Genomic DNA, 13,375 nt, shown 5'->3' with positions numbered 1-13,375 from the left:
CTTTGACCTGCTTTTAAAAATACTAGAATTTTCTATGGATAATGATCTTAAGGGTTATTTGTTAATTAAACGTATTTTTGATATTGTTTTTTCTTTACTGGCACTCTTTTTCTTTGGCTGGGTAATTATTATCGGCTTTGTGCTTTCTTCAGTAGATACATTTTCAAATGGTTTTTTTCTTCAGGAAAGGATTGGTCAATATGGTAAAGTATTCACTATTTTTAAACTGAAAACAATTCATCCCAAAAAAGAAAAAATATCATATATAGGGCGCTTCCTCAGGACGTATAAAGTTGATGAGTTGCCACAACTTCTAAATGTGCTGTTAGGTAATATGAGTTTTGTGGGACCCAGGCCTGATGTGGCAGGATATTATGACCTGTTGGAAGGAGAGAATAGAAAAATTTTAGATTTGAAACCCGGAATTACAAGTCTTGCCAGTATAAAGTATGCAGATGAAGAGTCCTTGTTGTTAAAACAAAATGATCCATTAAAATACAATGACGAGATAATTTTTCCAGATAAGGTCAAAATGAATCTTGACTATTATTATAAAAGATCATTTGGATTGGACATCAAGATCATTGTGAAAACATTCATTAAATTATAGTTGAGAGTCTTTTAATACTGATCTTAAAAAGTAGCATAAATTCTCGTTTTTTTAAGAATACGTAATATTCTAAAAATGTTAAATTATATTAAAAATTAAATGTTTTTTTGTGTTAACTTTGTCAAAGTTTAATAAATCTTTTAAATTTTAAACTTACATGACGGGCATAAATAATATTGTAAATTATATAATAAATAATACTAGTGGAGTCTAAAATTTGGCTGTCATCTCCCCACATGGGAGGAGGAGAAATGAAATATATTCAAGAGGCGTTTGAACATAACTGGGTAGCGCCATTGGGGAAAAATGTAGATGAGTTTGAGATCGCTATAGAAAATTTTATTGGAGGCGATAAATATGTAGGAGCTCTTAGTTCTGGTACGGCAGCTTTGCATTTAGCATTGGTTCAATTAGGTGTTGGTATTGATGATGAGGTCATTTGTCAATCTTTTACATTTTCGGCATCTGCAAATCCTATCAAATATCTTGGCGCAAATCCTGTTTTTGTCGATTCTGATGAAACCAATTGGAACATGTCTCCAATATTTTTGGAACAAGCTATTCAGGATAGAATTAAAAAAGGTAAAAGACCGAAAGCGGTGATCGTTGTCCACCTTTATGGAATGCCGGCATTGATGGATGATATCATGGAGATTTGTAATAGATATGAGATCCCATTGGTTGAGGATAGCGCAGAGTCTTTAGGCTCTAGCTACAAGGGCAAGATGTGTGGTACTTTCGGAGAGTTTGCTATTTTGTCTTTTAATGGAAATAAGATCATCACTACATCTGGAGGAGGAGCGTTGGTGGCCGGTACGAAAGAACAAAAGAACAAAACAATTTTCTTGTCAACGCAAGCAAGAGACAATGCTCCACATTATCAACATTCAGAGATAGGATATAATTACAGACTTAGTAATATTTCCGCAGGAATTGGCAGAGGACAAATGGAAGTTTTGTCGGATAGGGTCACTCAGAGAAGGGCTAATCATGAATTTTATAAAGAGCTATTTTCTGGTATAGATGCCGTAACTGTTTTCTCGGAAGCTAATTCGGATCTCTATTCCAATCACTGGCTTACCAGCATTACTTTAAATAAAAATTTGACGACGAAGACCAATCATGATCTAATGAATGCCTTTGCTGAAAAGAATATAGAAACACGCCCATTGTGGAAACCCATGCATCTTCAACCAGTTTTTAAAGATTGCCCGTATTACGGAGAAAAAATTGCTGAGGATTTGTTTGACAGAGGATTATGCTTACCCTCTGGTTCTAACCTTACGATTGATGATAAAAAAAGAATAAAAGATGTAATAAATAATTTTCAATTTTAAAAATAACTTACCAAACAGAATGGAAAAGGTCAAAGATCTTAAAAAATTTTCGCTTAATGACAATGTATTAGATCTCATAGATTTAAAGTTTTTGCCAAGATGGGTTATTTTATTTATTGATATATTAATTATCCTCGTTTCTCTCTTTATATCCCATCTTTTGATAATGGGATTGGAGGTAAAACATTATCGGGCCTTTCCTTTGCGGTATGTGTTTTTGTTTATTTTATCAACCAATGTTTTGTATATGTATATATTCAAAACATATTTGGGGGTTATAAGACATTCCACCTTTGTTGACCTTTTCAAATTATTCTTTGCAAATCTCTGCTGTGTTCTGACGATAGTAATTGTAAACTATACATATTATTTCAGTTCCAATGAAAAAGCCATACTTATACCTTTTTTAGGATTTTATTTTGCTCTGTCTTCTGTTTTTCTCTTTGTTTTCAGACTTTGTGTGAAAGGTTTTTTTAATGTGATCAAAGAAAACAAAAGGAGCGCAAGTAGAAAAAAAATCTATATTTTAGGAGATGATGATACATCTGTAGCCATTGCTCAGGTAATTCTTTCTAACCCTAACTTACCTTTTGATATCAAAGGTTTTATATCCTATAATGATAGAAGAGTAAGTATAAAGTTATTAGATAAAAACATTGCCACCAAAGCTAATTTTATCAATAGTCTCAATACGGGGAAGAAAGAAGTAGATGGCGTACTGGTCATCAAAGAGGCTTTGCAAAAAGAAGAGTTGGATTTTTGGGTAAATTTGCTTCTGGAACATAATATTAAAATCTATAAAGCTCCAAGTTTACAAAAACTCCGAGGAAAAGAAACGATCAGTCAGATCAAGACGATACAGATAGAAGACCTTTTGAACAGAAAACAAATTAAACTGGACAATGTAGAAGTTAAAAGAAGACATTTCCAAAAGACTGTTTTAGTGACTGGGGGTGCAGGATCCATTGGGAGGGAGATCGTAAGACAAGTTGCTTTGCTGGAACCAATGCAGATCATCATTTTGGATCAGTCCGAAACTCCCCTTTATGATACAGAATTGGAGATGAAAGAGACCTACCCACATATCAATTTCAAATTTATTTTAGCAGATATATCTAATATTACTCGCTTGGAACCTTTGTTCAACAAGTATAGTTTTTCCATGGTCTATCATGCTGCTGCATACAAACATGTTCCTTTGGTAGAGGATAATCCACATGAGGCAGTACTTGTGAATGTATTAGGCACAAAAAATCTAGCGTTACTTTCCCATAAGTATAAAGTGAACCGTTTTGTAATGGTTTCCACAGATAAAGCTGTTAATCCTACAAATGTAATGGGGGCTTCTAAAAGGGTTGCTGAACTTTTTGTACAATCATTACAAAACTTGGAAGGGAACACTACCAAATTCATTACAACCCGTTTCGGAAATGTTTTGGGATCCAATGGGTCTGTTATACCTCATTTCCGAAGACAGATCGAAAAAGGAGGTCCTGTAACCATTACGCATCCTGATATCGTAAGATATTTTATGACTATAGCCGAAGCATGTGAATTGGTATTGAATGCCGGAACAATGGGATCTGGTGGTGAAATTTATGTTTTCGACATGGGAGATCCGGTGAAAATATTGGAGTTGGCAAAAAGAATGATAAAATTATCAGGCTTTGAACCAGATATTGATATAAAGATCATTTATACAGGATTAAGACCTGGAGAAAAACTATACGAAGAGCTTTTAAGTGATAATGCTCGTACATTGCCAACTTCTCATGAAAAGATCATGATATCTAAGGATCCATCTATGTTATTCGAAGAAATTGATGAATTGACAGAACTTGTGATCGAATTTTCGAGAAAAGAAGAAAAACAAGAAATAGTAAGGGTGTTAAAATCCATTGTAAAGGAATTTAAAAGCAATAATTCTATCTACGAATCGTTAGATAAATAAGTTTGCCTATATTTGCAAACCTGTAATAAAAATTATCTTTAAAATATTATGAAGAAGTATTTACTATCTGTTTGGTTTCCTTTGTTACTCCTTGTGATATCTTGTAAACCGAAGCATGATATTGATTATATGAAAAATATAGAAGAGGTAGCTATACAAACTTCTATTCAAGGATATAATTCTACGATTCAGCCTGGCGATCAATTGCTCATATCCGTTCTGGCAAAAGATAATGAGGTGGCAAAACCCTTCAATCAGAATTATTACTCTACCGATTTGTCTCAGTTCTCTACTATGCCAACACGTAATACCACTGCCGATCCAACCTATTTGGTAGATAGCAATGGTAATATCGATTTTCCTATTCTGGGAACCTTGAGTACAAAGAATTTTACAGTAGAACAGTTCAGAGCGGAGCTCAAAGAGAAAATTACAAAATATATTGTAAACCCTACGGTCAATATCAAAACCACTAATTTTAAAGTAACAGTTCTGGGAGAGGTCAATAGAACCGGGATTATTCCCATTCCGGATGGTCAACCTACAACAATCTTAAATGTGATTGGGATGGCCGGTGATCTTACAATCTATGGAAAACGCCAGAATGTTCTATTGATAAGAAACTTGGATGGTGTTACATCAAAACATTATATTGATCTAACAGATGCAGAATTTATCAATTCTCCGTATTACTATGTTAAACAGAATGATGTAATCTATGTTTCCCCTAATAAAGCAAGACAAAGTTCGGCCAATTATGGGCCATCGACCACCATTTGGATTTCTATTGCTTCCGTGGTTTTGGGAGTTTTGGCACTTATCGTCAGATAAGATTTTGTAAGATTTTTGATGAAATTAAAAATTTATTAAAAATAATTTATAATAAAATCAGGCTCAATATCACATTGATTTTTTATTTATAATAAATAAGATTTTGCATCTTTAGAAAGGATAGATAGGTAATCACCAAAATATTTTCTTAAATAAAAGAAATACATAGACAGCTTTTGCTGGAAAATAATAATTTTTTTAGTCATAATTTATGAAAATAAATTATGACAACCACGAATAACAGTTAACTAGAGATGAGTAACGAACAAAACAAAGAAGAGGTAATTAATTTAAAGGATTTAATAAAGCCATATGTGAGAAAATGGTATTGGTTTCTATTCAGTGTTCTGGCAGCATTAGTTCTGGCTGTCATTTATATTAAAATAACTGTTCCAATATATAAAGTACAGTCTTCTGTATTTATAAAAGATGCCAAAAAAATGTCAACAGCTTCCGGAGATTTAGGCGTATTGTCAGGTTTGGGAGGCTTCGCAGGAATGGGAACTAATAGCATCGAGAATGAGGTAGAGATTTTCAAATCAAAAAAGATCATAGAAGATGTTGTGAAAGAGCAAAAATTCAAAACCTCTGTTTTTTCTAGAGAATTTTTCTATGATGTTGAACTTTTTAATGATACCAATCCTATCAATATCTTTGTTGTTAACGAAAAACAATATGAAGAATTACCTAAAAAACCAATTGATATCAAAATAAACGGAGATAAAATTACTTTAGATTCTAAAGAGTTCAAAAAACCTATCAATACAGCTTTTGGTAAACTTATCAGCTTGCCATACGCCAACTTTATTATTACCAAAAATCCAAACTTCAAAAGAAAGAAAGTCAAAAAATTGGAGCTTAATGACCTGTATTTTACCTATTCGGATTTTGGAACTATCGTCGATGATTTTCAGAAATCTTTGGATGTAGATTTGTTGGATAAAGATGCAACAGTGATAGCATTAAGTATCAACGAAGCAAACCAGGACAAAGCAAAAGATTTTCTCAACAGTCTCAGTAGAATCTATAATGATTATGCTATCACGGATAAAAATATAGAATCTAAAAAAACCAAGGATTTTATTGATGAAAGAATCAAAATTATATCTGATGAGCTGGGTTCAGTAGAAACAGAGAAAGAACAATTCAAAATCGATAATGACCTTATAGATATTACATCAGAAGCAAAAATCAATCTGCAGATTTCTAATGAAACCCGTAGAAAAGTTTTGGAGTTAGATACGCAAATAGAATTGGGTAAAATGCTTTTGGGTTATATCAATTCACAGACAAATAACTATCATGTTTTACCAACTAATATTGGTTTAGATAACCCTGCAGCAACGTCCAATGTTTCGGCCTACAACAAATTGGTGATAGATAGAAGTAGAATGTTGGAAAATGCAACGCTTGAAAATCCTCTTGTCGTTGAAAATACAAAAGATTTGAATTCTATAAGAAATGCGCTTAAAGAAAGCCTTACCAGAGCGAATATTACGATGCAGGCCACCAAAGATCAGATTCAAGGAGAAAACTCTTACAGTAACAATCAGATACAAAAAGTACCAAGACAGGAAAGATTGTTCCGTAGCATAGAAAGACAACAGCAGATCAAAGAAAATCTTTACCTCCTTTTATTACAAAAAAGAGAAGAAGCCGCTATTTCTATGGCAATGACCGGTGACAAGGCAAGGGTTGTAGATTATGCATACTCTTCTAAAAAACCTGTTTCGCCTAAAAAACTGGTTGTTCTGTTAGGTGCTATAATGTTAGGTACTGTTTTACCATTTGCATATATCTATCTGAAAGAATTACTTAACAATAAATTGATAGATAAACATAATCTAGAAAAATTAACTTCAACATCTATCTTAGCAGAAATTCCTAGATTATCCACCAAAGAAAATGAGCTTATTCAGCATAATGATGTCAGTCCTTTGGCTGAGTCATTTAGAATCTTGGTCACTAATATCAAATATATGTTGCAAAGGAGAGATAGAGCAAAAGTGATTTTTGTAACATCTACCGTGAAAGGAGAAGGAAAAACATTTGTTTCTGTGAATCTCTCTTTAACTTTAGCATCTCCAAAAAATAAAGTTTTGGTTATAGGTTCTGATATAAGAAACCCTCAATTACAGAGATACAATCCAGCCATGAAAGGAACAAAAGGATTGACGGAATATTTGTATGAAGATGTTACTGATCCAAAATCGATAATACATCCAAGTGGATTTAACAAAGATTGCGATTTTATCTATTCTGGAAACATACCACCTAACCCTACCGATCTTTTACAGAATGGAAGATATGAAGAACTGATAGAATCTTTAAAAGATGACTACCAATATATTATCTTAGATACAGCACCACTAATGCTAGTAACAGACTCCTTAATTATTGCAGACGTAGCTGATGTTACAATATATGTGACTAGATCTGAGGTGACGGAGAAAAGTTTTATCGATTATGCCAATAAAAATATTGAGGCTAAAAAAATTAAAAATGTTGCTTTTGTCCTTAATGATGTCCATAAAACCAATTTTGGATATGGCAACAAATATGGCTATGGATATCATGCTGAAGAGAAAAAGTGGTGGCAATTCTTTAAATAGTTATTGTTGATTATAAATTATGTCAAGTATTAAAAAGAATTTTTTATATAGTAGTATTCTTACTGTATCAAATTATATATTTCCATTACTTGTCTTCCCATATATATCCCGTGTGTTGGGTGTTACTAATGTTGGTATTTGTGGTTTTATAGATGGTATAATCAATTATTTTATATTGATTTCTATGATGGGTATTTCCGTGGTAGGGATTAGAGAAGTTGCGCGCGTAAAAGATGATGAGTCCAAAATTGCAAAGACTTTTTCATCTTTATTTTATCTGAATGCTATAACAACTTTCATTGCTCTTATAGTTTTGATGGTAGCTATCTATACAATCCCCCAGTTGTATGAGCACAAAGAACTAATGTATGTGGGAGTAATAAAACTGATTTCTAATTTTTTGCTCATAGAATGGTTGTACACTGGCTTAGAAAAATTTAAATTCATTACGAATAGAACTATTATTGTAAAAATATTTTATGTCCTATGCATTTTTTTATTTGTAAAAAAATCAGAAGATTATTATATCTATTTTATGTTGACAACATTGATGATTACTGTCAATGCTTTCATGAACTGTTGGTTTGCAAGAAGATTTTTTAAAATTCGGAATGTTTCTTTTGATTTCAAAATCTATCGCAGGCCTGTAATCGTTTTAGGTGTATATGCAATACTAACGTCCATGTATATCTCCTTCAATATTATTTTTTTAGGCTTTTCCTCTGGCAGTACAGAAGTCGGATATTATACAACAGCATCAAAATTATATACCATTCTTCTGGCATTGTACACAGCATTTACAAATGTGATGTTACCAAGAATGAGCTCTCTTTTAGGTGAAGGTAAAATGGATGAGTTCAAAGATATGATCGTTAGATCTCAAGATCTATTATTTGGTTTTTCTATACCAATATGTATCTTAGCAATTGCTTTTTCTCCAGAAATTATACAAATTATCGCAGGCGATGGCTACGAAGGGGCCATTGTGCCTATGAGGATCATGATGCCTCTTATGATTATAATTGGATATGAACAAATACTTGTATTACAAATTCTAACACCACTCCAAAAAGATAAAGCGATATTTATTAATTCTGTTATCGGAGCTTGCGCCGGAATAGCTCTGAATCTACTTTTGGTACCATTGTTCAAGAGTATTGGTTCATCTATAGTGTGGTTCATAAGTGAGTGCGTTGTTTTAGCATCGAGCCAGTATTTTGTACATAAATTCATAAAAGTCAACTTCCCATATAAAAAATTGGCAATTAATGTTTTATGGTCAATTCCTGCAATTTTATTATGTTTACTTTTGAAGTATAATTTAAAATTCTCACCATTTATTAATTTGTCAATTGCCGGTTTGATTGTTGGGTCATATTTTATGATTATACAATTGTTTTTTCTTAAGAATGAATTTTTCATTTCATCTTTTCATAAAACATTAAAAATAATTAATTTAAAAAAATAAATTATTATCAAATATTATCATTTATTCTAATGAAGTATAGTATTGCAATCCCAGGATATAAAGGAAAATTTTTATTTAAATGTATAGAAAGTATTCTTTGTCAAGATTATGCAGATTTTGAGCTTATTATAGTAAATGATGCATCACCCGATAATCTTGATGATATTGTGAATCAATTTAATGATTCTCGTATAAGATATTTTAAAAATGAAAAAAATTGTGGTGCTGAAAATGTAGTTGATAATTGGAATATTTGTTTGTCTTATGCACAAGGAGATTATTTTATATTAATGGGTGATGATGACGAGTTAATGCCGAATTATTTATCTACATTTGATAGACTTATAAAAAATTTTCCTGATTTAAATGTTTACCATTGTAGATCTTTCATCATCAATGATCAGTCTGATATCATACGGCTAACGCCTTCTTGGCCAGAAAGAGAATCTGTTTATGAAAATATTTGGCACAGGATGAAGGGATTAAGAAGTCAATATATTTCTGATTTCTTATATAGTAGAGAACATTTAGTTAGTAAAGGAGGGTTCTTTAAGCTTCCTTTAGCTTGGGCATCTGACGATATAACTTCTTTTGAAGCTTCTATGAGCAAAGGAATTGCACATACCCAGGAACCAATATTTTGTTACAGGGAGTCTGATACTACAATCTCAAATTCTGGTTCTGTTGATTTAAAGTTTAAAGCGATTAGAGAAGAAGAAATTTGGTATGATAATTTTTTGAAAAATATGCAACCTGAAAAGTCCATAGATTTTTATTTTTATCAGAATATTAAAGCAGAAAAAAATAAATATTTTCTTACAAAACGCATAGAAACGATTGCTTATAGTGGGATAAGGGAGCGGTTTATATTCAGAGATTTTTTATTTTTTTTTAAAAATAAAAAACAGTATAATTTAACTTTTAAACAAGTCATATATGCTTTTATATTAGCTCTCAAAAAAAGTAAATCAAAAAATATATAATAAATTTTATGCAGCCGACTTTTAGCACAACGTATTCTTATCCATATATTATTCTTTTCTTGATTTTCTTTGTTTTTTTCCTTTGGGAAAACAGCATAAGAAAAAAAGATGGGGATATCAAGATGGTCAGATACTTTTGTATGTTGGTCTTTTTTGTTTTCTTTGGGTTTAGAGGCTATTTGGACACAGATTGGGCACTTTATTATCCCTTGTATGAAAAAACGCCTACTTTGGATGATGCCAATGGAATTGCAAAATATTTCTCGAGTATCAATGAGGATTTTATTTTAAAAGTAGAACCAGGATTCAAAGTAATTTTTATCTTGTTAAAAAGTATTAATGAAGATTATTTTACCTTGCAAATTTTCTCTTCATTTGTGAATGTGCTTTTTCTTAATTATTTTTTCAAGAAATATTCTCCTCAGTATGTTTTGGGTTTTATTATGTACCTGATTTTTTCAGGATTGATTATAGAAATAAATTTAATAAGGAACTCCAAAGCTATTTTTCTCTTCATATATTCCATTCAGTTTATTAAAGAAAGGAAGGCTCTCCAATTTTTTATTTGTAACGGTATGGCGCTTTTTTTACATTCGTCAGCCATTTTCTTTTTCCCATTATACTTTTTTCTGCACAAAAAAATTCCAACGCCTTTGGTTTGGGGCACATTTCTATTAGGAAATTTTCTGTTTTTGGGTCAGATCAAATACATAAGCCCCATTGTAATTGCTATAGGGGATTTTTTTGGCGGAGCATACTCCTTATTGGCAGAAAGTTATTCTAACAATAAGTTATACAATAGCAGCTATAGTATTTCTGTTGGTTATCTAGAAAAGGTATTCACTTTTATTATTTTATATTATTCTTATAATAAAATAGGGAGTTATATAAAAGATAATAAAACACTTAATATCTTTTATAATTTATTTTTCTTATATATTACTACTTATTTATTTTTGTCAGAATACTCGGTTTTTATAGACAGGATCACAACCTTGTTTGTTTGCTCCTACTGGATACTATATCCTTATCTATATGCAACGCTAAAACAGGGGCTAAAGAATGTGTTTACGGCGGTGTTATTGTTCTTTGGGATTTACAAAATGGTTTATTCCAATAATAATATATTAAGGAATTACGAAAATATTTTATGGGATAAACCTACTATTACCAAAGCATATTCCATTTTTAATAAGCATTTGGACAGAGTGCTTAACCCTAAAAAGAAATAATAAACATGAAAATTGCTTTTTTATCTACCTTTGCTTTAGATGCTAATATTTCTCTTATCCATGCGTTGAGAAAAAAAAGTGATGTTTATTTTTTCACAGAAGCTTTGTATGAAATATATAATTTTCTTGATAAAAAAAAATTAACAAAGGCCATCTCCAAAGGAACTGAAGTCGATCAACTAGAATGTTTCCGGGATTTGATTGATCTTGACAAAACTTTTGTAATCAAAGGAACCCGGAACGCCAATGTTATCAAAAAACTCTTTATATCTTATCAAATCCATCAATATCTAAAAAAAATAAATCCGGATGTTATCATCATCGATAACAGTATGCTCACTTATTTTGTTTCTACATTAGCTTTCAGAAAAAAAATGTTGCTGGTAGTACATGATCCTTTTTTACATTCTGGAGAAAATTTTTTCATAGACAGATATTTGAGAAAAATACATTTTGGTTTGATTCGACAAAAAATGCTTTTAAATGAAAATCAAAAAAACGAATTTATAGCACATTATAATTATAGTCCAAAAGATATTCATACGTCTTTTCTGAGTGTGTATGATTTTCTGAATTATTGCAAAACGAATAAGCCTGTTGATTCTGGAAATTTTAACATCTTGTTTTTTGGTCGTATATCTCCATATAAAGGAATCAAATTCTTGCTGGATGCTTTTGTAGATATTCTGTCAACCAAAAAATATCCGAATATAACTCTGACAATTGCAGGTAGCGGAAATTTTGATTTTGAAATTGAACATTACAGACAATATCCAGAAATTAAAATTCTGAATGAGTATATTTATCCAGAAAATCTTGCCGATCTTATTTTCAATTCTTCTGTAGTAGTTTGCCCATATATCGATGCGACACAAAGTGGGGTAGTGATGTCAGCTTATGCCTTCAAAAAACCTGTCATAGCAACCAATGTCGGTGGGTTGCCAGAAATGGTTAAAGATCAATCGACCGGGATTATCATCGAGCCCAAAAACTCAGAAGCAATCACGAATGCCATACTGGAACTGTATAATAACAGTTATTTATTAGAAATAATGTCTCAGAATATTGAAAAATTGTATTTTTCAGGAGAAAAAAGCTGGGCAAGTTCCGCTGATCGATTTATAGAAGCATTAAAAAACATAAAATAATTACCTAAAGCATCAACAAATGAGTCAAAGACTTGATTTTTTAGATTCTGCTCGTGGAGTAGCTGCTATGTATGTCTTGATTTTTCATTCGATACTCGCATTTGGTAAAAAAGTTACTAATCGGAAAAATTTTCATTTTATATCTGAAGAATATTTGTATTTCGGAAAATTGCTGCTATTGGTTTTTTATAATAAGTGGGTTGTTGTTCCGTATAGTATTATAAGTAATGATAAGAAGTTCTAATTTATGAAAAACCCTCTAATAACGATAATTATACCAGTTTATAAAGTCGAGCAATATTTGGAAAAATGTGTGGATAGTGTAATCAATCAAAACTATCCACATTTGGAAATTATTTTAGTGGATGATGGTTCTCCAGATAAATGCGGTGAGATATGTGAATCTTATGCAAAAAAAGATTCTAGAATTAAAGTAATTCATAAAAAAAATGGAGGCCTTTCAGACGCTAGAAATGTAGCAATAGATGTGGCATTAGGAGAATATATTACATTTGTTGACAGTGATGATTATGTTAGTGATGATTATGTTGCGACTTTGTATGAATTAATAAAAAAAAATGACTGTAGAATATCAGCATCTGGTTTTACTAGATTTGAACAGGATGATGTTTTAAAAGTTGGTAATGAAATAATAAAAGAATATGTTTTTTCTCCGGACAAAGCTATCAAAGAAATGTTTTACCAAAGAAAATTTGACACTAGTGCTTGGGCAAAATTGTATCATAGATCTTTGTTTTCAGATGGATTACGTTATCCAGTAGGACTATTATATGAAGACCTAGCAACTACATATAAGCTTTTTCGAAAAAGTGATAAAGTTGCTTTTTCGACTAAAGAAACTTATTTTTATTTAATAAGATCTACTAGCATAGAAGGGGCTCCATTTAGTCAGAAAAAAATTGATAGTACAATGGAAATAATAAATCAACTTGAATCTGATTTTAATAACGCTCCCCAATTTAAGAGACCTCTCGGTTCCAGAATTTTAAATTTTAGCTTTCATATTTTACTTTCAATGCCATTCGATAATGAAAATCGGTTGTTTTTAATAAATAAAGTAAAGTCTTATAGGTTATCTGTAATTAAGGACAAAGAAGCGAAAATGAAATCAAGAATTATCTGCCTATTGTCTTATTTTGGAATTAATAATGTAACTAGGATTTTAAAAATAATTAAATAAAA

10 protein-coding genes are annotated in these 13,375 nt (G+C 31.3%); all 10 read left to right on the top strand.

What is annotated here, in order from left to right; genetic code table 11:
- Positions 1-34 precede the first annotated feature (34 nt).
- The gene (locus BLT30_RS08800; RefSeq protein ID WP_089873204.1) at positions 35-610 is read left to right on the top strand and encodes a sugar transferase; all 576 of its coding nucleotides are present in this window, start codon (positions 35-37) and stop codon (positions 608-610) included.
- 203 nt (positions 611-813) lie between these two features.
- Positions 814-1,947 carry a DegT/DnrJ/EryC1/StrS family aminotransferase gene (locus BLT30_RS08795; RefSeq protein WP_089873203.1) on the top strand — a complete coding sequence of 378 codons (1,134 nt, stop codon included), beginning with the start codon at positions 814-816 and terminating at the stop codon, positions 1,945-1,947.
- 19 nt (positions 1,948-1,966) lie between these two features.
- Positions 1,967-3,898, top strand: a complete 1,932-nt coding sequence (locus BLT30_RS08790; RefSeq protein WP_089873202.1) for a polysaccharide biosynthesis protein — start codon at positions 1,967-1,969, stop codon at positions 3,896-3,898.
- Positions 3,899-3,946: 48 nt separating this feature from the next.
- Entirely contained in the window at positions 3,947-4,729 is a 783-nt protein-coding gene (locus tag BLT30_RS08785) for a polysaccharide biosynthesis/export family protein (RefSeq protein WP_089873201.1), read from the top strand.
- Between the two features lie 254 nt (positions 4,730-4,983).
- Positions 4,984-7,341 (top strand): GumC family protein, encoded by a 2,358-nt coding sequence (locus BLT30_RS08780; protein WP_089873200.1) that lies wholly within the window; start codon positions 4,984-4,986, stop codon positions 7,339-7,341.
- A gap of 19 nt (positions 7,342-7,360) precedes the next feature.
- Positions 7,361-8,809, top strand: a complete 1,449-nt coding sequence (locus tag BLT30_RS08775) for a flippase (protein WP_089873199.1) — start codon at positions 7,361-7,363, stop codon at positions 8,807-8,809.
- Between the two features lie 29 nt (positions 8,810-8,838).
- The gene (locus BLT30_RS08770; protein ID WP_089873198.1) at positions 8,839-9,792 is read left to right on the top strand and encodes a glycosyltransferase family 2 protein; all 954 of its coding nucleotides are present in this window, start codon (positions 8,839-8,841) and stop codon (positions 9,790-9,792) included.
- Positions 9,793-9,800: 8 nt separating this feature from the next.
- Positions 9,801-11,024 carry an EpsG family protein gene (locus BLT30_RS08765; protein WP_089873197.1) on the top strand — a complete coding sequence of 408 codons (1,224 nt, stop codon included), beginning with the start codon at positions 9,801-9,803 and terminating at the stop codon, positions 11,022-11,024.
- Positions 11,025-11,029: 5 nt separating this feature from the next.
- Entirely contained in the window at positions 11,030-12,172 is a 1,143-nt protein-coding gene (locus tag BLT30_RS08760) for a glycosyltransferase family 4 protein (protein ID WP_089873196.1), read from the top strand.
- Positions 12,173-12,419: 247 nt separating this feature from the next.
- The gene (locus BLT30_RS08750; RefSeq protein WP_089873194.1) at positions 12,420-13,373 is read left to right on the top strand and encodes a glycosyltransferase; all 954 of its coding nucleotides are present in this window, start codon (positions 12,420-12,422) and stop codon (positions 13,371-13,373) included.
- Positions 13,374-13,375 lie beyond the last annotated feature (2 nt).

This window comes from Epilithonimonas hungarica (genome assembly GCF_900102265.1).
GTDB lineage: Bacteria > Bacteroidota > Bacteroidia > Flavobacteriales > Weeksellaceae > Epilithonimonas > Epilithonimonas hungarica.
The sequence above is the reverse complement of the archived record's forward strand: the minus strand, read 5'-3'. Positions and strand labels throughout refer to the sequence as shown.

Bases quoted from the DNA above. Each gene is read 5' to 3' on its own strand.
- BLT30_RS08800 (WP_089873204.1), top strand. From the start codon at position 35: ATGGATAATGATCTTAAGGGTTATTTGTTAATTAAACGTATTTTTGAT.
- BLT30_RS08790 (WP_089873202.1), top strand. From the start codon at position 1,967: ATGGAAAAGGTCAAAGATCTTAAAAAATTTTCGCTTAATGACAATGTA.
- BLT30_RS08785 (WP_089873201.1), top strand. From the start codon at position 3,947: ATGAAGAAGTATTTACTATCTGTTTGGTTTCCTTTGTTACTCCTTGTG.
- BLT30_RS08780 (WP_089873200.1), top strand. From the start codon at position 4,984: ATGAGTAACGAACAAAACAAAGAAGAGGTAATTAATTTAAAGGATTTA.
- BLT30_RS08775 (WP_089873199.1), top strand. From the start codon at position 7,361: ATGTCAAGTATTAAAAAGAATTTTTTATATAGTAGTATTCTTACTGTA.
- BLT30_RS08770 (WP_089873198.1), top strand. From the start codon at position 8,839: ATGAAGTATAGTATTGCAATCCCAGGATATAAAGGAAAATTTTTATTT.
- BLT30_RS08765 (WP_089873197.1), top strand. From the start codon at position 9,801: ATGCAGCCGACTTTTAGCACAACGTATTCTTATCCATATATTATTCTT.
- BLT30_RS08760 (WP_089873196.1), top strand. From the start codon at position 11,030: ATGAAAATTGCTTTTTTATCTACCTTTGCTTTAGATGCTAATATTTCT.
- BLT30_RS08750 (WP_089873194.1), top strand. From the start codon at position 12,420: ATGAAAAACCCTCTAATAACGATAATTATACCAGTTTATAAAGTCGAG.